Origin of the sequence: Lelliottia sp. 7254-16, from assembly GCF_002922995.1 — a bacterium.
Classification (GTDB): domain Bacteria; phylum Pseudomonadota; class Gammaproteobacteria; order Enterobacterales; family Enterobacteriaceae; genus Enterobacter; species Enterobacter jeotgali.
The window spans coordinates 24,485-46,882 of the sequence record NZ_PQVS01000019.1 but is presented as its reverse complement, the minus strand read 5'-3'; the positions used below and the strand labels follow the sequence as shown (position 1 = coordinate 46,882).

The following is a 22,398-nucleotide window of genomic DNA, read 5'->3' as shown; positions in this document are numbered from 1 at the left end:
GATAATGTTGAAGCCGAAGTTTGCCTTTTCAGTCAACCGATTGTCAACGCATAAAAAAAGGAGCCCTCAGGCTCCTTTTTCACATCAGCGGAAAACTTACGCTTTCAGCTTACGCATTACCAGAGTGGCGTTGGTACCGCCGAAACCGAAGCTGTTAGACATGACGGTCGTCAGCGCCTGCTCAGTCGGTTTAGTGACGATGTTCAGGCCAGCAGCCTGCTCATCCAGCTCTTCAACGTTGATGCTTGGGGCGATAAAGCCGTGTTCCAGCATCAGCAGAGAGTAGATGGCTTCCTGCACGCCAGCGGCACCCAGAGAGTGACCGGTCATCGCTTTGGTTGCGGAGATTGCAGGGCTGTTGTCGCCGAAGACTTCGCGGATAGCACCCAGCTCTTTCACGTCGCCGACCGGAGTCGAGGTACCGTGGGAGTTCAGGTAGTCGATTGGGGTATCAACACCGTCCATCGCCAGCTTCATGCAGCGCACAGCGCCTTCACCTGATGGAGCAACCATATCTGCGCCATCGGACGTTGCGCCGTAGCCAACAACTTCTGCATAGATGTGTGCGCCACGCGCCAGAGCATGTTCCAGCTCTTCAACCACAACCATACCGCCGCCGCCAGCGATGATGAAACCATCACGGTGCGCATCATAAGTACGGGAGGCTTTTTCTGGTGTTTCGTTGTATTTGGTGGAGAGTGCGCCCATTGCGTCAAACTCACACGCCATTTCCCAGCACAGCTCTTCGCCGCCGCCAGCAAAGACGATGTCTTGTTTGCCCAGCTGGATCTGCTCAACCGCGCTGCCGATGCAGTGTGCAGAAGTTGCACACGCGGAGCTGATGGAGTAGTTCACACCGTGGATTTTGAACGGCGTTGCGAGGCACGCAGAAACTGCAGACGCCATCGCTTTGGTCACGACGTAAGGACCAACCGCTTTCAGGCCGCGCGGACTACGCATAGCGTCTGCGCCGAATACCTGAGATTTAGAAGAACCACCGGAACCTGCGATCAGGCCCACGCGCGGATTGTTCTGATAAACATCTTCTTTCAAACCAGCATCTTCAACAGCCTGCTGCATTGAGAGGTAAGCGTAGATAGAGGCATCGTTCATGAAACGGACCACTTTACGGTCAATCAGACCGGTGGTGTCCAGTTTGACGTTACCCCACACGTGGCTACGCATGCCTGAATCTTTGAATTCTTGAGAGAAAGTGATCCCCGAGCGTCCTTCACGCAGAGATTCCAGGACTTCCTGCTGGTTGTTACCGATGCTGGAAACGATGCCCAGGCCAGTAATCACTGCACGTTTCATTCAATACCTCTGTCATTCACACTAGTAAAGTTTCGAGTCGCACAATAGCGTACACTTGTACGCTGAACAAGTCCGATCAGCCAATTTCTGTGGAAATTTGCACCATCGGGCGCACATCGTTAAGATCGTGCCACTGCCTGTCAGACGAGTAACTTACGTGAAACAAAACGCCATACAACCCGCCAACCTTGAGTTCAATGCTGAGGGTACACCTGTTTCCCGAGATTTCGACGATGTCTACTTCTCTAATGATAACGGACTGGAAGAAACCCGTTATGTTTTCCTCGACGGTAACCAGCTTAGTGCCCGCTTCCCTGTGCATCCGCGCAGCCAGTTTGTGGTCGCGGAGAGCGGTTTTGGCACCGGATTAAACTTCCTCACCCTCTGGCAGGCGTTTGATCAGTTCTGCGAGGCGCATCCCGACGCTACGCTACAAAGATTACATTTCATCAGTTTCGAGAAATTCCCCCTCACCGCCCAGGATTTGACGCTTGCTCATCAACACTGGCCGGAACTGCGCGCCTGGGCCGAACAGCTACAGGCCCAGTGGCCGCAGCCGATCGGCGGGTGCCATCGTTTAGTGCTGGACAATGGGCGAGTGACGCTCGATCTGTGGCTCGGGGATATCAACGATCTGACGGATAAACTCGACGATTCACTGAATCAGAAAGTCGACGCCTGGTTTTTAGATGGCTTTGCCCCGGCGAAAAACCCGGATATGTGGAGCGAGAATTTGTTTGCGGCGATGGCGCGACTGGCCCGCCCTGGTGCGACGCTTGCCACCTTTACCTGCGCCGGATTTGTGCGCCGTGGTTTGCAGGACGCCGGTTTCACCATGCGTAAAACCAAAGGATTTGGCCGCAAGCGAGAAATGCTGACGGGCGTAATGGAACAGGATAATACTCAGCCTGCACGCACGCCGTGGTTTGCCCGCAGCGGCGCGGAAAAACGTGAAACGGCGATTATTGGCGGCGGTATTGCCAGCGTATTGTTGTCGCTCGCTCTGATTCAGCGCGGCTGGCAGGTGACTTTGTACTGCGCCGATCCCGCGCCCGCCGCAGGTGCCTCCGGCAATCGCCAGGGCGCGCTGTATCCCCTTCTTACCGCCCACGATCCGGCGCTCAGCCAGTTTTTCCCGGCGGCGTTTACCTTCGCCCGCCGTCTGTACGACGCCCTGCCGGTGAAATTTGACCATCAGTGGTGCGGCGTGACGCAGCTCGGCTGGGATGAAAAAAGCCAGCGCAAGATCGACCAGATGCTGAGCATGGGAATGCCCGCGCAAATTGCCACGGCAGTGGATGCGCAGCAGGTTCTGGAAAATAGCGGTTTGCCAACCGAATGCGGCGGTATTCATTATCCGCTGGGCGGCTGGCTGTGCCCGGCAGAGCTGACGGCGGCAGCCATGACACTTGCGCAGTCGCAGGGGCTGACCGTGCATTTTGGCTATCAACTTGAGTCGTTCGAGCGTCGGGACGACAGCTGGCAGCTGCGCTTTAGCAGTGGCTCAGAAGCGCTGCATTCCAGCCTGGTACTGGCAAACGGTCATCGCATTGGCGACTTCCCGCAGACAGAAAATCTACCGGTGTATCCGGTTGGCGGCCAGGTCAGCCATATTCCCACGACGCCCCAGCTGAAAAAACTACGCCAGGTTCTGTGCTACGACGGCTACCTGACACCGCAAAACCAGGCTAATGGTCATCATTGTATTGGCGCAAGCTATCATCGCGGTCAGACGGAAATTCAGTACAGCGAAGAAGATCAGCAGCAAAACCGCCAGCGCCTGATCGACTGCTTCCCGCAGGCGGAGTGGGTAAAAGAGGTCGATGTTAGCGACGCGAATGCGCGCTGCGGTATTCGCTGCGCCACCCGCGATCATCTGCCGATGATTGGCAATGTACCGGATTACGCCGCGACGCTTACCACCTATGAGGATCTGGCTGAAAACCAGGAATCAGCAGCCAGTGCACCTGTGCATCCAAACCTGTTTATGCTCGGTGCGCTGGGTTCGCGCGGATTGTGTACCGCCCCGCTGGCGGCAGAAATTCTGGCTTCGCAGATGAGTGAAGAACCGATCCCGATGGACGGCGTTACGCTGGCAGGACTGAACCCGAATCGACTGTGGGTACGGAAATTATTGAAGGGTAAGTTAGTTAAACTGGGTGCGGCCTGATGCCCTCACCCCGGCCCTCTCCCACGGGAGAGGGAGAAAACATTAAAAACGACAACTGGCGTTGCCGTTTTGCTTTTACCTTGTGCGGCCTGATGCCCTCACCCCGGCCCTCTCCCACGGGAGAGGGAGAAAACACTAAAAACGACAACCAAAGGTTGTCGTTTTGCTTTTACCTCGCAGCGCCACCGGGCAAAACATTTACTTCAGATTCGCCTGCTGGAACAAATTGTCCCACATGCCCAGCACCAGAGACTGGTCACGCGGCGAAAGCTCACCCGCCTGAATCGCTTTTTCCAGACCACGGCTCACTTCAGCGTGGACCGCTTCAGGTGAGTGATCGTCGCCTGCTTCAAGTTCCGCAACGGCAAGCGTCAGGTGACCACGCAGATAACCGCTGGCAAACAGTTCATCGTCACTGGCATGTTCCACCATGTCATCAATTAACGCCAGAATGCGTGATTCAAATTCTGCGATCATCTTCTTTCCTCAGTTAAGATCTTCCGGCCACGGGAAGAGTTCCGCCTTTAATTCCGGCGTGTGGTAATAATTCTGTAGTGCCTTGATGAAACGCGCCGGTCGCTCCGGGATGCCTTTCTCAAGATATTCCATCACCTGCGCGTGAACGCGGCGCTGGAAGGTAATGCGATCCGGCTCGCAATCCCCTTCGAGATTGTCGCAGCTGACGTTGAACGGGAAACCTGCCGCCACGCAAAACAGCCAGTCGAAGGCCTGCGGTTTAACTTCCACATCTTCAAACTGCCCTTGCGTCGTGGCATCACGCCCGTCCGGACAATACCAGTAACCAAAATCCACCAGCTCGCGGCGTGCTTTCCCGGCGATACACCAGTGGGAAATTTCATGCAGACCGCTGGCATAAAAGCCGTGCGCAAAGACGATCCGGTTGTACGGCGCGTCGGCATCAGCAGGAAGATAGATCGGTTCGTCGTCGCCTTTAATCAGACGGGTATTAAAATCATCAGCAAAACAGCCGTCGAAGATCTCAATCAGCTGCTCATATTTATGCGTACTGTTCATTAGTTCATCCCCAACCAGTGGAGGATCTCCTGTCCGTGGCTGTCATAAAGAAGTTTGGCACTCATCACCGCCGACACAATCACAATCATCGGGCGAATAAGCTGTTGCCCTTTGCTCAATACCAGACGCGAGCCGACGCGCGCGCCTAAAAACTGCCCGACCATCATCACAAAGCCGGTCGCCCAAATCACCTTGCCGCCAATAATAAACAGCAGCAGACCGCCGAGGTTCGAAGTAGCGTTGAGCACTTTGGCGTGGGCGGTGGATTTAGCGAGATTAAAACCGGCCAGCGTGACAAACGCCAGCGCATAAAACGAACCCGCGCCAGGGCCGAAGAAGCCATCGTAAAAACCGACGCAACCCCCGGCAATGAGGGCAAACGGCAGGCCGTGCAAGCGACGTTGTCTGTCCTCTTCACCCAATTTTGGCATCAGTAAAAAATAGAGACCAATGCATATCACAAGGATTGGTAAAATCTGGCGCAAAATGTCCGACTGCACGTGCTGGACCAGCAGCGCACCGCTGGTAGAGCCGATAAAGGTCATCAGAATATTGAGTTTCTGATCGGCAAGGCTGACCACTTTACGACGAATAAAGTAGATCGACGCGGAAAGCGAACCGCCGCAGGCTTGAAGCTTATTGGTCGCCAGCGCCTGAGCCGGACTCATGCCCGCCGCCAGCAGCGCAGGCACCGTGAGCAATCCGCCTCCACCCGCCAGCGCATCGATAAATCCCGCCAGCATCGCGACAAAAAACAGCACCACCAGCAACAGCGGCGACACCATAAACAGATCGACGAAATTATCCATTACAGTACATGCTCATCCAGTAGCGCCTGGCAGGAAGGCGGCAACGGAGGCGGTGTCTTCTTCTCAGGCTTGGTGGTTCCAGGTTTTGCTGGCTCAAACCAGCTCTGCAGCTCGGCTCCGCAGCCATCTCCCGGCGGCGGTAACGGCTGATCTTCACATTCGAGGCTGTTCGCCGGGCAACGCAGACGCACGTGCATATGCGCACGATGCTGGAACCACGGGCGCACTTTACGCAGCCAGTCGCGATCCGTTCCGGCATCGAGGCACAGCTGCTGTTTGATCGCCGGGTTCACGAAGATGCGCGTGACGTCGTTATCTTTTGCAGCCAGTTTGATCATGCTGGAAACGTCCGGCGACCACAGGGATGGCACTACGCTTTTGCCATCGCGCGCCACTAAATCCAGCGCCTGCGGTTTCAGCAGTTGCGCGGAGCTCCAGCGTGTTTTCGGCAATTGCAGGAAGATATCAACATCCAGACCGGACTGATGGCTGGCGTGACCACCGTTGAAGCGACCGCCCGCTGGCATTCCCATATCGCCAATCAGCATCGTCCCCATCCCCAGGTTGTGCACCTGGTTACCCAGACGCTGGATAAACAGCACCAGATCCGGATGACCAAAGTAACGACGCTGGTCGGTGCGCATCACCTGATAGGTATCAGATTGCAGCGGTAAATCTTGCGCGCCCACAATACAACCGTTGGCAAACGCGCCGATCGACTGGGCGCTGCCCGCGATCGGATGGGTAATTTTCTGCCACGGGGTGGCTGCCAGACTGGCTCCGCTGGCGAGCATTGCCAGCAGAGCAATAGCGGTTTTTTTCATGTTTACCAGCGTGGAAGAGGGGCTGTAACGTCCGCATTCTGCGCGCGCTGGCGCAGGAAATGATCCATCAGCACAATCGCCAACATCGCTTCTGCGATCGGCACCGCACGGATACCCACACACGGGTCGTGACGCCCTTTGGTGATCATCTCAACTTCTTCGCCAGAGCGGTTAATAGTGCGCCCCGGAACGGTAATGCTGGAGGTTGGTTTCAGCGCAATGTTGGTCACAATTTGCTGTCCGCTGCTGATACCGCCCAGAATGCCGCCCGCGTGGTTGCTCTGGAAACCGTCTTTGGTGATTTCGTCGCGGTTCTGGCTGCCGCGCAGCGCCACCACGTCAAAACCGTCGCCAATCTCAACGCCCTTCACCGCATTGATGCTCATCATCGCGTGGGCGATGTCTGCATCAAGGCGATCGAAGACCGGTTCACCGAGGCCCGGCGGAACGCCGTCTGCCACCACGGTCACTTTCGCGCCGATGGAGTCGCCCTCTTTTTTCAGGCCGCGCATCAGTTCGTCCAGCGCATCAATTTTGTCGGCATCCGCGCAGAAGAACGGGTTCTGTTCGACCAGATCCCAGTCTTTGATCGCCAGTGGAATGTCGCCCATCTGGGTCAGGCAGCCGCGGATCACGATGCCAAATTTCTGCGCCAGATATTTTTTAGCGATAGCGCCTGCGGCCACACGCATGGCGGTTTCACGCGCCGAAGAGCGCCCGCCGCCGCGATAGTCGCGAAAACCGTATTTTTGTTCGTAGGTGTAATCAGCGTGTCCTGGGCGGAAAACGTCTTTAATCGCGCCGTAGTCCTGGGAACGCTGATCGGTATTTTCAATCAGCAGACCGATACTGGTGCCGGTGGTGCGGCCCTCGAAAACGCCGGAGAGAATTTTGACCTGGTCAGGCTCGCGACGCTGCGTGGTGTAGCGCGAGGTCCCCGGACGGCGACGATCGAGATCGTGCTGTAAATCGGCTTCGGTCAGTTCAATGCCAGGCGGAACACCGTCCACGATGCAACCCAGCGCCAGGCCGTGAGACTCACCGAAAGTGGTTACACGGAATAATTGTCCAATACTGTTTCCTGCCATCACGGCTCCGTTGTCGTTGTTCTGTTTTTGAGCAATGTGAAACGGGCCGAAGCCCGTTGGATTAATCTTTATAGATGCTGAAGTATTCGCGCGCGGCGATGAGCTGCACTTTGGTCAGCATGAAGACGCCTTCGCCACCGTTGTCAAATTCAAGCCAGGTGAACGGCACGTCCGGGTACTGCTCCATCAGATGTACCATGCTGTTACCGACTTCACAAATCAGAATGCCGTCATCGGTCAGATAATCCGGCGCACAGGCCAGAATGCGGCGCGTCAGCTTCAGGCCGTCAGACCCGGACGCCAGGCCGAGTTCTGGCTCGTGGCGATATTCGTTTGGCAGATCGGACATATCTTCTGCATCAACGTACGGCGGGTTGGTGACAATCAGGTCATATTGCAGTTTTGGCAAGTCACGGAACAGATCGGAGCGGATTGGCGTGACGTGATGAATCAGACCGTGTTCTTCGATGTTGTGTTCGGTAACGGCCAGCGCGTCGGTGGAGATATCCACCGCGTCGACTTCCGCTTCCGGGTAGGCGTACGCGCAGGCAATCGCGATACAGCCGCTGCCGGTACACATATCCAGAATGTGTTGCGGCTGATGGTCGATCAGACCCGCGAAGTGGTTGTTGATCAGCTCGCCAATCGGTGAGCGCGGCACCAGCACACGTTCATCAACATAGAATTCGTGGCCGCAGAACCAGGCTTTATTGGTGAGATAAGCGACCGGAATGCGTTCGTTAACGCGGCGAATCACGCGCTCAACGATGCGATGTTTTTCGCTGGAGGTCAGACGTGCTGTGCGCATGTCCTCTGGAATATCCAGCGGCAGATACAGGGACGGCAGAACCAGTTGAACCGCCTCATCCCACGGATTGTCCGTACCATGACCGTACCAGATGTTGGCGGCGCTAAAGCGGCTGACGGACCAACGCAACATGTCCTGAATGGTATGCAGTTCGTTTACTGCTTCATCGACAAAAATTTTATCCATTATTCTCTCCAGGGCATGCTTGCTTAATTTTCGGCGGCTAGTTTGCCATGAAGACGGCGATAAATCAGCACTGCGAGGGCGTGGGATAGGTGAAAAAATGCGTTTTGCTTGCGGCTCGCTCAGGTAAACTAAGGGAAATAAGAGATGAGACGGACTAATGAAAAAGAAAATGCCGCTTAGCGAGGAGGATCAGACGCTCTTTCGCCAGCTCATGAGCGGGACGCGCAAAATCACTCAGGACACGATTGTCCACCGCCCGATCCGCAAAAAAGTGACCGAAGTGCCAGTGAAACGGCTGCTGCAGGAACAGGCCGATAACAGCCACTATTTTTCAGACGAATTTCAGCCGTTGCTGAACACCCAGGGCGCGGTGAAATATGTGCGGGAAGATGTCAGCCATTTTGAGCTGAAAAAGTTACGTCGCGGGGATTATTCGCCAGAGCTGTTTCTCGATCTGCACGGTCTGACGCAGATGCAGGCAAAGCAGGAATTGGGCGCGCTGATTGCGGCGTGTCGTCGCGAGCACGTGTTTTGCACCTGTGTGATGCACGGCCACGGGAAGCATATTCTTAAGCAACAAACGCCGTTGTGGCTGGCTCAGCATCCACACGTGATGGCTTTTCATCAGGCGCCAAAAGAATACGGCGGAGATGCCGCGCTACTGGTGTTGATTGAAGTTGAAGAGTGGCAGCCACCGGAGCTGCCCTGACAGGCAGGCGGGTGGCACAGGCTACCCGCCAGATCATTCGTCACGTCAGATAGCTTTTGCCATCTTCAAATTGCACGGACTCATTTGCCAGTTAAATACCCCTTTGCCGCTTTCGTCGAGGGTGACGTTAGCAATGGCCGAGGTAGTAAACATCGGTGGCGTTTCGCCGGGGCACAGTTCAGACACCAGGTAGCCGACCAGCGGCAGATGGGAAATCACCAGTGCAGAAGCGACACCTTCATTGCACAGCGCCTGAAGATAAGCGCTGACAAGACCCACATCGCCGCACGGAGTGAGTTCAGGAAGAACATCCACGCCTTTAGGCAGGTTCATACATTCCCCTACCACATCCAGCGTCTGCTCGGCCCGCAGGAAAGGGCTCACCAGTACACGATCGATATCCACTTTTTGGCCCTTGAGCCAGGTCGCCATTTGACGGGATTCGTCACAGCCACAGGTGGTCAAAGGACGAACAGAGTCACTGGCAGCATCGAGTGCCGCGTCGCCGTGACGCATGATAAAAACTTGCATATTGCACCGCTTTTGTTAACCAGGATCACCGGCGTTGACTACCCGCTATAACAGCAAAAAAGGTAGAAAACCCGATGGCCGGGCATTGTGCCTGATCCATCTGATGAATGAAACGCTGTTTTTTACCTTAATGGTGTAAGTATAGTCAATATCTGTTTACAAAATCACCAAAACAGGTTCATTCACCGTTGGATATACTCTTGTTGGACCTTAAGTTACGAGGTCAGTTTCCTCTGTCGGCCAAAAGTGCAGATTATTTTCTGCCATCCGCATTAAAGGTTCACACGGGGTAAACCGCGGACCATAAAGCGATGCCAGACGCTGCAATATTGCCACAACTTCACCCGCGCCCAGACTATCCATATAGCGGAACGGGCCACCCAGGAAAGGTGGAAAACCAATGCCAAACACGGCGCCAATATCGCCGTCTCGCGCACTTCTAACGACCTGCTCGTCAAAACAACGAGCCGCTTCGTTGAGCATCATCATGACGCAGCGCTCAGCACATTGCTGTGCTGACAGTTTCCCCTGGCCGCTGGCGCGAATAAGCCCATAAACCGAGGGGTCGACCTGTTTCTTGCTTTTACGCCCTTTAACTGCGTAAAGATAGAAGCCGCGTCCATTTTTTCTGCCTTTGCGATCGTCATTCAGGATCGTAGAAACAATGTTTGCAGGCGGGCTAAAACGTTCTCCATAAGCCGCTTCTAACACAGGTATAATTTTAGTGCCTGTGTCTATTCCAACCTCATCCAAAAGTTGGATTGGGCCGACAGGAAAACCAAACTTCACTAAAGCTTCATCGATGTGATCGATTTTCTCGCCTTCGGTCAGCAGCCGCATGGCCTCATTAATATAAGGCGCGAGAATACGGTTGACGTAAAAGCCGGCCTTATCGGCCACCACAATCGGCGTTTTTCCCTGCAACTTAGCGAGCTTCACCACCGTTGCCACCGTTTGTGCGCTGGTTGATGCATGGGGAATAACCTCCACCAGCGGCATTTTTTCGACCGGACTAAAGAAGTGCAAACCGATTACTTGCTCCGGGCGTGCTGCTTTCTCCGCAATATCGCCAATCGGCAACGACGACGTGTTTGAGGCAAAAATGGTGTGCGGCGCGCAGTGCTGCTCCACTTCCGCGACCATCTGCTGCTTGAGATTCAGATCTTCAAACACGGCTTCAATCACCACATCACGATGCTGAAAACCGCTGTAATCGGTGGTGCCGGAAATCAGCGCCAGTTCTTTGTCGCGTTCACTGGCTTTGATATGGCGGCGTTTGACCTTTTGATCAAGGTGCTGCCAGCTGTATTGCAGGGCATGGTTGATGCCCTTGGGATTGATGTCTTTAATACGTACCGGCAATTTGCCTTTGCTGGCTGTCACGAATGCAATTCCACCGCCCATCAACCCACCGCCGAGCACACCAATGGCAGTGAGCGGCGCAGGAGAAGCATCACTTCCAGGATCTTTTTTCACGTCGGTACTGGCAAAGAAAATGCTGCGCAACGCCTGAGATTGCGGCGTCATTGCCAGCTCACCAAAGGCTTTGGCCTCTGCCGCATAGCCACTGCTGCTGCCCTGCGACAGACCGGTTTCAATTACACTCAGAATACGTTTGGTCGCCGGGTAGTTGCCTTTGGTTTTTTGCTCGGTTTTCTTGCCAACCATATTAAACAGCAGCGCGCGCCCAAGCGGCCCTGCCAGAATACGTTCACGTACCGGCAAATGACGACTGGCCTGACGCCCTTTTAACGCCAGCTCAACTGCCGCTTCCAGCAGAATCGAGTGCGGAACCACTTCGTCCACCAGCCCGGCTTTTAATGCCTGACGAGGGCGCAGCTGTTTACCGGTCAGAATCATCTCCAGCGCAGTACTCACACCAATCAGGCGCGGCAAACGTTGGGTTCCCCCTGAACCCGGTAACAGTCCAAGCTGCACTTCAGGCAGGCCGAGTACGGTTTTCCCATCATCCGTGCAAATTCGGCTGTGGCAGGCCAACGCCAGCTCCAGACCGCCGCCAAGACACGCGCCGTGGATCGCCGCGATCACCGGGATCGGCAATCCGTGGATCTCAGCCATGATCTGCTGTCCCTGACGAGCGAGCTCTTCGGCCTCCATCGCACTATTGGCGCGGGCGATCATATTAATATCCGCACCTGCGATGAAATTGTCGGGTTTCGCGGAAATAAAAATCAGGCCGCGAATCTCTTTGTTTTCACGAATTTGCTTGAGGATAGCGCGCACCTGAACGCCAAACTCGGCTTTCAGGGTATTCATTTTTTCGCCCGGCACGTCGATGGTGACGACGGCGATATTGTCCAGACGGACTTTCAGGGAAAAAGCGGAAGTCGTTTCCATTATTCAGCCTCCAGAACCATCGCCGCACCCAGGCCACCCGCTGCGCAGGCGGTAACCAGACCAAAACCGCCGCCGCGACGGCGAAGTTCATGCAGCGTTTGGGTGATCATACGTGCGCCGGTAGCCGCAAACGGGTGGCCGTAAGCGATGGAGCCGCCCAGCACGTTAAATTTGCTTTCGTCCACTTCGCCGGTGGCATGAGCGCGGCCCAGCACGTCGCGGGCAAAGCGTTCGCTGGCCAACAGTTGCAGGTTCGCGAGCGTTTGTGCGGCAAAGGCTTCGTGCATATCGATCAGGGTTAAATCAGCCATCGTTAATCCGGCGCGTTCGAGCGCCAGTGGAGTAGACCATGCCGGCCCCAGCAGCATGTCCTGCCAGACGTCGATAGCGGTGAATGCATAGCTGCGCAGATAACCCAGCGGAACCAAACCCAGCTCTTTAGCGCGGGACTCCGTCATCAGGATCACTGCTGCCGCACCGTCGGTGAGCGGCGTGCTATTCGCCGCTGTAACGGTACCGTGTTTGCGGTCAAACGCCGGACGCAACTTTGCATAATCCGCTAGCGTTGAGTTCCCGCGAATGTTGTTATCTTCAACGAGAGGCTCACGAAATGGCGGAATGTAGGCCGTCATGACTTCGTCGGCGAGTTTGCCCTCTGACCACGCCAGCGCCGCGCGTTGATGTGAACGATGCGCCAACGCATCCTGCTGTTCGCGCGTAATGCCGTACGTTTTTGCCATTTGCTCGGCGGTATCGCCCATTCGCAGGCCGGTAGAGTATTCCGCAACCGCAGGCGGCACAGGCGCGAGATCGCGCAGGCGAAGACGTGAGAAAAGTTTGAGGCGCTGCCCCATCGTGCGAGCTTTGTTGACGTCTACCAGCACGCGAGCCAGCTTTTTACTGACGCCAATTGGCAGAACGGACGAGGAGTCAGCCCCGCCCGCAATGCCCGCACGAATAGTCCCGGTGAGCAGGCTTTCCGCCACGTTGGCGACGGCCTGGAAGCTGGTCGCACAGGCACGGCTGACGCTGTAGGCGTCCGTATGGACGTTCATGCCGGTGCCGAGCACGATTTCGCGGGCGATGTTGGGCGCTTCGGGCATTTGAACCACCTGCCCAAACACCAGCTGTTCGATAACCTCAGGGGGTATTTCGCTGCGTGCCAGCATCTCCCCCACCACCATTTTCCCCAGATCGACAGCCGGTATTCCGTGAAATGCCGTCGCCTGACGTGCAAACGGAGTACGCAATCCACTGACAATGGCAATGCGATCACCCTGACGGGTGACGAGCGGTAATGCCTGACTCATAACAGTCCCCTGTAAATAACCTATGCGCAAAGTGGTCTGACCTGATAACAGTTTTAACCATATTTTTACATTGAGCCAATCGGGGAAGCAAAAAATTGCGAGGTAAGGCACAGAGAAGAAAAAGAAAATGCCCCTGCATAGCAGAGGCATTTGAGATGTTTTTTATCGGGTAGCGCTTCGCTTACCCGACCTACAATTTCGTAGGCCGGGTAAGGCAAAGCCGCCACCCGGCATAATTACTTAGAAAATTAACGCAGACCGAGCTGGAAAATCAGCGTTTCGGCTTCACACGCAAAAATGAAATCGATGTCGAGTTGCACACCGCCTTCCACTTCCGTGAAGGTCGATTTGATTTCACAAGGATCGGATTCCACGTCGCGCGCGCGTTTCGTCAACGCGGTCAGGGTTTCTTCAGCATCCGAACGTTTGCTAAATACACGGCTGTAAGACGCGGTGCAATCGGTGTTATCCATAATGGTACCGACATCCATACAGCAGCAAACCGGGGTTTCATCAGCACTGCATTTACTCATAGCTCAAGTTCCTCTGCGTTTTCGCGCACGGCGCGAGATAAATACGTTGCTGATATTTTACGCCCTGGCTGAAGGTCTCTCCAGCCGTTAATGGCGCAAATGGGGATAAGTGACCGATATCACACTAAAAAATGATCTGGCGCAAAAATCACCCTTTCTGATGAGTGCGGGTGGTCGCATTTTTGCCACATAGATCTCGTTTCAAAAAACATCTTTGAAAAACTTCAGAAACAAACTTGCAACATCCCATCTGGTCCGACCTATACTCTCGCCACTGGTCTGATTTCTAAGTGTTACCACAGACCCTACACTTCGCGCTCCTGTTACTGTATGTAACATATATTGCATAAAAATAACTCAATGAGGTTATGGTCATGAGCCAGAAAACCCTGTTCAAAAAGACTGCGCTGGCAGTCGCAGTGGCAATCGTATCAACGTCCGCCTGGTCAGCGGGCTTCCAGCTTAACGAATTTTCTTCCTCTGGCCTTGGCCGTGCATATTCCGGGGAAGGCGCCATTGCCGATGACGCAGGCAACGTGAGCCGTAACCCGGCGCTGATCACCATGTTTGATCGCCCTACCTTCTCTATGGGTGCCGTCTATATCGATCCCGATGTCAACGTCACCGGGAAATCCAATTTAACCGGGCAGAGTGCTAACCAGGACAACATCGCGCCAGTCGCCTGGGTTCCTAACATGCACTTTGTTATGCCAATCAACGATCAGTTTGGTTGGGGTGCGTCTGTGACCTCCAACTACGGTCTGGCAACAGAATTTAACGACAGCTACGCGGCCGGCATTTACGGCGGCAAGACCGACCTGCAGACCATCAACCTGAACCTGAGCGGTGCTTATCGCCTGGACAGCAACTGGAGCTTCGGTGTGGGCTTTGATGCTGTTTACGCAAAAGCGAAAATTGAACGCTATGCAGGTTCCCTCGGCCCTCTGCTGGCGAGTCAGCTGCAAGGCCGGGTTCCACCCTCCATGCTGGACGGCATTAGCTCTCCAGACGACCAGATCGCGTACCTGAAAGGCGACGAGTGGGGCTTCGGCTGGAACGCAGGCATCCTGTATGAGCTGGACAAAAACAACCGTTGGGGCTTCACCTACCGTTCAGAAGTCAAAATCGACTTCGACGGCGACTATAAAAGCTCCATCGATCCGAACCTGAGCAACATCTTTGCCAGCATGGGTCTGACCGGCCTGCCAGCAGGTACCGGCGGCAGAACCCAGAACGGCGCACTGACGCTGAACCTGCCTGAAATGTGGGAAGTGTCTGGTTATAACCGCGTTGCACCGCAGTGGGCTATTCACTACAGCCTGACCTACACCAGCTGGAGCCAGTTCCAGGAACTGAAAGCGACCGGCAACGACGGCCAGACGCTGTTCTATAAAGATGAAAGCTTCAAAGATGCTTATCGTATCGCGCTGGGTACTACCTACTACTACGATAAGAACTGGACCTTCCGTACCGGTATCGCGTTCGATGACAGCCCAGTTCCGGCTGACAAGCGTTCCATCTCTATCCCGGATCAGGACCGTCTGTGGCTGAGCGCCGGTATGACTTATGCGTTTAACGACGATGCATCTATCGATGTGGGCGCGTCTTATATGCACGGTCAGAACGTCAGCTTCACCGAGGGCGAAGGCCCTGCAGCGTACACCTTCAAATCTGAAGGTAAAGCCTGGCTGTTCGGTACCAACTTCAACTACGCGTTCTAAAAGCGTCGTTATTAAAAAAGGTGAGCATTTGCTCACCTTTTTTATTTATTCTTTATCTATCTCAGAAAGCTCATTCTCGATAGCCTTGGCGTTCGGATTATCTTCTGGTTTCAGCTTGCCGCCGCTAGCAATGAAGTCATGATTCTGGAAGTAGGCTTCGCGGACCATAATGTACGGGTCGGAAGACTGACGCAGCAGGCCGTCCGAATCCAGCAGTTGAGCGCGGGTCTCGATACCTTCCACGGTCCATTTGCCAATCGACAGCGGCCAGGTCAGCCACGACAGCACCGGATAAAGGGTATCGACCATGTCGCCACCGTCATCACGAATCGTAAAGCTGCCATAAAACGGCAATTGCATATACGGACCGTAACCGACGCCATAGCTGCCGAGTGTGCTACCAAAGCGATGCGGCTGCTCACGCTGCAACTTCTGATTCGCCATTCCCGCCACATCAATAAAGCCACCCATCCCTAACAGGCTGTTCAGGAAGAAGCGGGTGAAATGCACCATCCCCTGATACGGATCGCCCTGCAGGAAGAAGTTCACCATGACAGCAGGCTCTTCCAGGTTACTGGTGAAGTTGCTCAGACCATTTCGAGCCGGTTGCGGAACGTAATCACGCCATGCCACAGCAACCGGACGAACCAGATACGGGTCCAGCACGTTGTAGTTAAAGCTATACATGGATCGGTTGAACCCTTCTAAGGGATCGGAGCGCCCTGTTTGCTCGCCCGAGCTGGCACAGCCCACGAGCAACGTGGTGCCCAGCGCAAGCGCCGACAGCCGAAGTTTCATATATTTCTCCCTGTTAGTATGGCTATCGTTGACTGCCATCCGAAACGGAACGCCGCGCGCTCCGCTAACATACGTGCAAGTGATTGTAACAGCACGTTTCTGGATGTCCACGCACACAGTGACGGGCAGTCAGCTGCCATCACTCTGATCTCAGCATAGCCTGGCTTTTTCATTTCATTTCTTTGCCAATTTTATCCTGTGTCAGAGGTCGATGTATCACGTTTATTGCCATTGCCAGGAAAATAAGAGCATCCCCACGGGCAATGGCCGGAAAACCGCTACGATTACTGTTATGACAACGCAGCGAGACGCTTCTGATGGACGAACTGAACGCAGAAAAAATCGATAAACATACCGATGAGCTGGAAGTGGAAAGCGAAGAAAAACAGCACGGGGGCAAAATCGAGGTCGATGAGGACCGGCTTCCCTCACGGGCGATGGCGATCCACGAACATATCCGTCAGGACGGCGAAAAAGAGCTTGAGCGCGATGCGATGGCGTTACTGTGGTCAGCCATTGCCGCCGGGCTGTCGATGGGGGCATCGCTACTGGCAAAAGGGATATTCCACGTCCAGCTAGAAGGCGTGCCGGGCGGGTTTCTGATTGAGAATCTGGGCTACACCTTTGGGTTTGTGATTGTCATTATGGCGCGCCAACAGCTGTTTACTGAGAACACAGTCACAGCAGTTCTGCCCGTTATGCAAAAGCCAACGTGGGGGAACTTCGGGCTTCTGATGCGCCTGTGGAGCGTGGTGCTGCTGGGGAATATCATCGGCACGGGCGTCGCCGCCTGGGCGTTCGAGTATATGCCAATATTTGATGAGCCTACCCGTGATGCGTTTGTCAAAATCGGCATGGACATCATGAAGAACACCCCGCTCGAAATGTTCTCCAACGCCATTATCTCTGGCTGGATCATCGCCACTATGGTCTGGATGTTCCCCTCTGCCGGGGCTGCCAAAATCGTGGTGATTATCCTGATGACCTGGCTGATCGCGCTGGCAGACACCACCCATATTGTCGTCGGCACGGTGGAAGTTCTGTATCTGGTGTTCAATGGCACCCAACACTGGAGCGATTTTTTCTGGCCTTTCGCCCTGCCAACGCTGGCGGGTAATATCTGTGGCGGAACCTTTATCTTTGCCCTGCTGAGCCATGCACAAATCCGCAATGATATGTCCAACAAGCGTAAGGCTGAGCTGAAGGAAAAGGAAAAATCTCAGCAAAACAACGTCGAAAATCCAAAAAAAGCGGATTAAACGGCGACTCTTTAAGCAGTCAGGCGGTATCGAGCTTAACGCTAAGTATAAATAGGGCTATACTCGTGCCGCTTCGTCCCCTTAGTTAAATGGATATAACGAGCCCCTCCTAAGGGCTAGTTGCAGGTTCGATTCCTGCAGGGGACACCATCCCTGTCTCTCCCAAGCTCTACCCAACTCAACAAAACCCCATTATAATCAGCAATAGCCCCACCTATCCTGCAAGCCGACATCAACCGATATCTACCCAACTAAACGTAAATCAATTGATGCTTGGGGGCCTTTGTGGGGGCTTGCCGTGTTCAATTAAAATTGAGGCCCCCAAATGCCACTTAATGCTCGTCAGGTTGATACTGCAAAACCTAAAGATAAAATCTACAAACTTGCCGATGGTGGCGGGATGTATCTCCAAATTAATGTTAATGGTTCCAAATACTGGCGCATGAAGTATCGGTTTGCAGGCAAAGAGAAAAAATTATCTTTCGGGACTTATCCTGACGTTTCTCTTTCTGATGCTCGCTCAAAACGGGAAGATGCCAGGAAAACTCTGGCTGCGGGTAATGATCCCGGTGAGCTTAAGAAAGCGGAAGAGCTTGCTAAAAAAATGTCTATTGAAAATACCTTCGAGTCTATTGCGACTGAATGGTATAGAGCAAAAGTCCAGGGCTGGTCAAAAAGTTATGCTGATTATGTCGATCGAGCCTTTAAGAACAATGTTTTCCCCTTTATAGGTTCTCGACCAGTTAACGAGATAAAACCCCTTGAACTTCTGTCTGTTTTGCAACGAATCGAAAAACGTGGCGCGCCTGAGTTAGCCAGTAAGGTCCGCCAGCGGTGTGGCGAAGTTTTCCGATACGCAATTGTGACGGGCCGAGCTGAGTACAATCCAGCCCCCGATCTCGCAAGCGCTTTACAAGGATATGAAAAGCGACACTATCCATTCTTGCAGTCTTCCGAACTACCCGAATTTCTCAACAAATTATCTGAGTACACAGGAAGTTTTATTACGCTACAGGCAACCCGTTTGCTTATGTTGACAGGTCTAAGAACTGTTGAATTACGTATGGCTGAATGGAGTGAAATTGATTTTGATAATCATATCTGGGAAATACCAAAAACCAGAATGAAGATGAAAAGGGCCCATTTGGTGCCACTATCACGTCAATCACTAGAGGCTCTTCACCAACTGAAACAGATCACCGGTCGTTACCAACTCATTTTTTCTGGACGAAACGATGTCAATAAACCGATGAGCGAAGCCAGTATTAACATGGTCCTGAAGCGAATTGGGTATGACAAAAGGGCTACAGGGCATGGTTTCCGACACACAATGAGCACCATCCTTCATGAACAGGGTTTCAATACTTCGTGGATTGAAATGCAGTTGGCTCACACGGATAAAAACAGCATTCGTGGAATCTACAATCATGCTCAGTACCTAGAGGGCAGACGCGAAATGATGCAATGGTATGCTGATTATATCGATGACCTCGCAACCGGTCCAGAGTAGAAGATTGAATACCCCTCCCATTGGCCCGGTAATTAAGACCGGGCCAATGCTTTCCTGCAGTACCTACTGACCACTCTCCTTTTTCGATGATCAGATAGTATAAAATGGACCGCCACCGGGGCCTCGAACCCCGCACCTGCAACATCAGTATCAGTATCAGTATCAGTATCAGTATCAGTATCAGTATCAGTATCAGTATCAGTATCAGTATCAGTATCAGTATCAGTATCAGTATCACCGGCTCTATCCTGCTGAGCTAGTGGCGGTATTTAGATCTTATCAATGTCGTATAAATTATTACTCATAGCTCATTTTCCCCGCAACCACTCTATATTAACCATTTATTTCTCACAAATTCATAGTGTTAAAGTTGTTTCAATACTCATTTCAAAAGGTACCAATATTTATTGTGCTACTGCAGCGAGTATGCCAGTGCTCTTATTTATTAGCGCTCTAATGCTGAAAAAGTAAATTGCAAAGAAGCGTCTTCTTTGGTAAGAAAGGTAAGCATTGAAAAATAAGATAAATCTGAGCAAAAAAAGTCACACCACACAATGCACTATATTTTTCAGCGCAGGAAATATTTTCGACTGCTCAAGTTATATTCATTTAAGAGTCATACAACGTCCATATAACACATATCTAAATTGTTCCTCAGTAATTTTGCGTACAGGGATCTTTATGAACATTGCTCTAACCAAAGTATCAGAAAATGAAATCAAATCCCTGATTAGCGCCTCCAGTAGAGGCCCTGTCTTAAGAGCACGCAACCTTAGTAAGGCCTGGCCCAGGCAACCTTACCTGCTGAAGAATATCAATTTTGATCTTTATGCTGGTGAGATGGCTGGGGTTATTGGCAAGTCTGGATCCGGTAAATCAACCCTGCTTCAGCTACTAAATGGAATGCAATCCATTAGTGGCGGAGAAATCCTTAGCCATTATGATGCTGGCAAGTTGATTGATATCACAAAATTAAAACGTCGAGCCCTAACAAGCTGGCGCAGCCGGTGTAGCATGATTTTTCAGGACTATTGTCTCGTCCCGCGTCTAGATGTCTTGACCAATGTCATGTTAGGTCGACTGCACCATACTTCTACGCTCAAATCCCTTTTCAATCTATTTTCTGAAGCCGACCGGTCTCGTGCAATATCTTTGCTGGAGTGGATGAACATGTTGCCCTATGCGTTACAGCGAGCAGAATACCTCTCTGGCGGTCAGATGCAGCGCGTGGCCATTTGTCGGGCGCTAATGCAAAATCCAAATATTTTATTGGCCGACGAGCCCGTGGCCGCACTGGATCCAGCAAACACTCACCTGATTATGAGCGCTCTCTGCAAAATAGCCGGACAAGGTGTCGCCGTAATGGTCAATCTCCATTCCCCGGAACTGGTTAAAAAGTATTGTTCGCGCGTTATTGGCATTGCTGGTGGACAAATCATCTTCGACGGGCCGCCCTCAGGGCTGAATGCTAAAATTCTGCACCAGTTGTACAACGAAAAAGATTAACTACTTAATTCATTTATACGGGGAAAGAAATGACTACACATTTTTGTAATGGCATTCGAATTTCTGCAATTATTCTTGGCATCGCGGTTTCAGGACAAGCAACCGCTGTTGAACAACCAGAAACATTAAATCTCGGTATCCTGGGTGGTCAGAATTCCACTCAACAAATCGGTGATAATCAATGTGTTAAATCATTCCTGGATAAAGAGCTAAATATTGAAACTAAACTCAGAAATGCTTCCGACTATACGGCAATCACACAGGGCCTGCTGGGGGGAAAGGTGGACGTGGTATTGAACATGTCACCGGCCGCCTACGCGTCGGTATATATCAAAAATCCGAATGCCGTTGATGTCATTGGAATGACTGCAGATGATGCAACCGGTGCACACGGTTACCATTCGGTGGTCGTGGTGAAAGCCGACAGCCCTTACCAGACATTAGATGAACTGAAAGGCAAATCCTTTGCTTTTGCCGATCCCGACTCCACTTCAGGATACCTAATCCCTGACTACTCCTTCAGACAAAAGCTAGGAGGAAATGTGGATAACCAGTATAACCATTTCTTTTCCAGTATTACGTTCTCTGGTGGGCATGAGCAGGATATTCTTGGCGTTCTGAACGGACAGTTTGCCGGAGCAGTGACCTACAGTTCGATGTCAGGGGATTACAACACCGGTTATAGTGCCAGCGCCTTCCGCTCATTGATCCGTGCAGGACACACGGATGTGATGAAACAGATTCGTATTATCTGGCAATCCCCGCTGATTCCGAGTGGACCAATCCTCATCAGTAATACTCTTCCTACAGAGTTTAAAGAAAATGTAATCCGTGCCATCAAAAAACTGGATACGGACGATCATGCCTGTTTTGTAAAAGCTGTCGGGGGACCATTACATATTCGTGAAGGGAGCGTCGCTGATTTCCAGCACATCATCGATATGAAACGTGAAATATTGAGTGCGCATTAATACAGCTTTCGATCCTCCCGGCAGTAAAGTCGGGAGATTTCAGCCCCGGAAAACAACGATCAATGAGTAGCCTCCATAACGAGTTTGAACGCTATTACCAACAGATTCGCAAACGTCAAAGGCGGGACACACTAGGCGTATCCGCTCTCCTTCTGTTGCTCTATTTTTCTGCCGGACATATTGCCGAGTTCAGCCTTGCCAGCATATGGCATGCGTTACCTGATTTCTTCAGCTATCTGCGTGATATCTTGCCTGTACTTCATCTGTCCGACCTGTTTGCAGGTTCTGATATTAGAGGGTCATTGTCATGGTGGGGTTATCGTCTGCCTATTCAGTTACCGCTCATTCTTGAAACACTACAGATGGCAATGGCTTCAACGATTATTGCAGTTTTTCTCGCCATTCCACTTTCGTTCCTTACTGCTAACAATGGAGGAACCGCGTTAACGATACGCTTAACCTTCCGTACGCTGGTGGCTTTCTTTCGAACCATGCCTGACCTTGCATGGGCAATGATTTTCGTAATGGCATTTGGTATTGGTCCGTTTTCGGGATTTCTGGCCCTGTTGTTACACAGCACCGGAAGTTTAACTAAACTCTTTTACGACACTATAGAAAGCACTCATGATAAACCAGTCCTAGGGCTCAAGGCATGTGGCGCATCGCCCTTCCAGCAGATACGCTTTGCCTTGTGGCCACAGGTAAAACCCCTGTTTATCTCATTTAGCCTCATGTGCCTTGAAATCAATTTTCGATCATCAACCATTCTTGGGCTTGTGGGGGCTGGCGGGATAGGCCAGGAACTCATGACTAATATCAAGCTCGACCGTTACGATCAGGTCAGCATGACGCTGCTGCTCATCATCGTTGTCGTCACTCTTCTGGATAGCTTTTCCGGATTACTGCGAAAAAAGGTACTGCACGGACACAAAGTACCGCGCACATTTAACCCATTAAA

At 52.6% G+C, this 22,398-nt stretch carries 19 protein-coding genes, 1 tRNA gene and 1 pseudogene; 9 read left to right on the top strand and 12 right to left on the bottom strand.

Annotation, left to right across the window (positions count from 1 at the left end):
- Positions 1–96: 96 nt before the first annotated feature.
- On the bottom strand, positions 97–1,314 hold the full coding sequence (gene fabB / locus C3708_RS20255; RefSeq protein ID WP_095282788.1) for a beta-ketoacyl-ACP synthase I: 1,218 nt from the start codon (positions 1,312–1,314) through the stop codon (positions 97–99).
- A gap of 157 nt (positions 1,315–1,471) precedes the next feature.
- Between fabB and mnmC the strand changes: the two genes are divergently transcribed.
- Positions 1,472–3,484: a bifunctional tRNA (5-methylaminomethyl-2-thiouridine)(34)-methyltransferase MnmD/FAD-dependent 5-carboxymethylaminomethyl-2-thiouridine(34) oxidoreductase MnmC gene (gene mnmC, locus C3708_RS20250; protein ID WP_199184174.1), complete on the top strand. Its 2,013-nt coding sequence runs from the start codon at positions 1,472–1,474 to the stop codon at positions 3,482–3,484.
- 198 nt (positions 3,485–3,682) lie between these two features.
- Here the strand turns inward: mnmC and C3708_RS20245 are convergent, their stop codons facing one another.
- The 6 genes from C3708_RS20245 to prmB form a co-directional block, all read right to left on the bottom strand.
- Positions 3,683–3,961 carry a YfcL family protein gene (locus tag C3708_RS20245; protein WP_100779413.1) on the bottom strand — a complete coding sequence of 93 codons (279 nt, stop codon included), beginning with the start codon at positions 3,959–3,961 and terminating at the stop codon, positions 3,683–3,685.
- Positions 3,962–3,970: 9 nt separating this feature from the next.
- The gene (locus C3708_RS20240) at positions 3,971–4,519 is read right to left on the bottom strand and encodes an elongation factor P hydroxylase (RefSeq protein ID WP_095282791.1); all 549 of its coding nucleotides are present in this window, start codon (positions 4,517–4,519) and stop codon (positions 3,971–3,973) included.
- Positions 4,519–5,328, bottom strand: coding sequence for a sulfite exporter TauE/SafE family protein (locus C3708_RS20235; protein ID WP_095282792.1), 810 nt, complete (start codon positions 5,326–5,328; stop codon positions 4,519–4,521). Before C3708_RS20235 ends, C3708_RS20240 begins: the two co-directional genes overlap by 1 nt.
- Entirely contained in the window at positions 5,328–6,152 is an 825-nt protein-coding gene (mepA, locus tag C3708_RS20230; protein WP_103950077.1) for a penicillin-insensitive murein endopeptidase, read from the bottom strand. The genes C3708_RS20235 and mepA overlap by 1 nt, the downstream gene beginning before the upstream one ends.
- 2 nt (positions 6,153–6,154) lie before the next feature.
- Complete coding sequence (gene aroC, locus C3708_RS20225; RefSeq protein WP_095282794.1) at positions 6,155–7,240, bottom strand: chorismate synthase; 1,086 nt, start codon at positions 7,238–7,240, stop codon at positions 6,155–6,157.
- Between the two features lie 61 nt (positions 7,241–7,301).
- Positions 7,302–8,234 (bottom strand): 50S ribosomal protein L3 N(5)-glutamine methyltransferase, encoded by a 933-nt coding sequence (gene prmB / locus C3708_RS20220; protein ID WP_103950076.1) that lies wholly within the window; start codon positions 8,232–8,234, stop codon positions 7,302–7,304.
- 157 nt (positions 8,235–8,391) lie between these two features.
- Between prmB and smrB the strand changes: the two genes are divergently transcribed.
- Positions 8,392–8,943, top strand: coding sequence for an endonuclease SmrB (gene smrB / locus C3708_RS20215; protein WP_095282796.1), 552 nt, complete (start codon positions 8,392–8,394; stop codon positions 8,941–8,943).
- A 45-nt stretch (positions 8,944–8,988) separates the two neighbouring features.
- Here smrB and sixA read toward each other — a convergent pair whose 3' ends face one another.
- The 4 genes from sixA to C3708_RS20195 all read right to left on the bottom strand — a co-directional run bounded on the left by sixA (position 8,989) and on the right by C3708_RS20195 (position 13,675).
- Positions 8,989–9,474 carry a phosphohistidine phosphatase SixA gene (gene sixA, locus C3708_RS20210; protein WP_095282797.1) on the bottom strand — a complete coding sequence of 162 codons (486 nt, stop codon included), beginning with the start codon at positions 9,472–9,474 and terminating at the stop codon, positions 8,989–8,991.
- A gap of 210 nt (positions 9,475–9,684) precedes the next feature.
- Positions 9,685–11,832: a fatty acid oxidation complex subunit alpha FadJ gene (gene fadJ / locus C3708_RS20205; protein ID WP_095282798.1), complete on the bottom strand. Its 2,148-nt coding sequence runs from the start codon at positions 11,830–11,832 to the stop codon at positions 9,685–9,687.
- Positions 11,832–13,142, bottom strand: coding sequence for an acetyl-CoA C-acyltransferase FadI (gene fadI, locus C3708_RS20200; protein ID WP_103950075.1), 1,311 nt, complete (start codon positions 13,140–13,142; stop codon positions 11,832–11,834). Before fadI ends, fadJ begins: the two co-directional genes overlap by 1 nt.
- A 248-nt stretch (positions 13,143–13,390) precedes the next feature.
- Positions 13,391–13,675 (bottom strand): YfcZ/YiiS family protein, encoded by a 285-nt coding sequence (locus C3708_RS20195; RefSeq protein WP_095282800.1) that lies wholly within the window; start codon positions 13,673–13,675, stop codon positions 13,391–13,393.
- A gap of 374 nt (positions 13,676–14,049) precedes the next feature.
- Here C3708_RS20195 and fadL point away from each other — a divergent pair, with 374 nt between their 5' ends.
- Positions 14,050–15,396, top strand: a complete 1,347-nt coding sequence (fadL, locus tag C3708_RS20190; protein WP_095282801.1) for a long-chain fatty acid transporter FadL — start codon at positions 14,050–14,052, stop codon at positions 15,394–15,396.
- Between the two features lie 45 nt (positions 15,397–15,441).
- Here fadL and mlaA read toward each other — a convergent pair whose 3' ends face one another.
- Positions 15,442–16,194: a phospholipid-binding lipoprotein MlaA gene (gene mlaA, locus C3708_RS20185; protein ID WP_095282802.1), complete on the bottom strand. Its 753-nt coding sequence runs from the start codon at positions 16,192–16,194 to the stop codon at positions 15,442–15,444.
- 317 nt (positions 16,195–16,511) lie between these two features.
- Between mlaA and C3708_RS20180 the strand changes: the two genes are divergently transcribed.
- From C3708_RS20180 to phnE, 6 genes and pseudogenes are all read left to right on the top strand, one after another.
- Positions 16,512–17,453, top strand: a complete 942-nt coding sequence (locus C3708_RS20180) for a formate/nitrite transporter family protein (RefSeq protein ID WP_095282803.1) — start codon at positions 16,512–16,514, stop codon at positions 17,451–17,453.
- A 75-nt stretch (positions 17,454–17,528) separates the two neighbouring features.
- Positions 17,529–17,603, top strand: a tRNA-Arg gene (locus C3708_RS20175).
- A gap of 175 nt (positions 17,604–17,778) precedes the next feature.
- Positions 17,779–18,963, top strand: a complete 1,185-nt coding sequence (locus tag C3708_RS20170; protein WP_103947239.1) for a tyrosine-type recombinase/integrase — start codon at positions 17,779–17,781, stop codon at positions 18,961–18,963.
- Between the two features lie 681 nt (positions 18,964–19,644).
- The gene (gene phnC / locus C3708_RS20165) at positions 19,645–20,469 is read left to right on the top strand and encodes a phosphonate ABC transporter ATP-binding protein (RefSeq protein ID WP_103947240.1); all 825 of its coding nucleotides are present in this window, start codon (positions 19,645–19,647) and stop codon (positions 20,467–20,469) included.
- Positions 20,470–20,498: 29 nt separating this feature from the next.
- Entirely contained in the window at positions 20,499–21,440 is a 942-nt protein-coding gene (gene phnD / locus C3708_RS20160; protein WP_103947241.1) for a phosphonate ABC transporter substrate-binding protein, read from the top strand.
- A 62-nt stretch (positions 21,441–21,502) separates the two neighbouring features.
- Positions 21,503–22,372: pseudogene (gene phnE / locus C3708_RS23950) on the top strand (phosphonate ABC transporter, permease protein PhnE); the annotation flags it as partial.
- Between the last annotated feature and the right edge of the window lie 26 nt (positions 22,373–22,398).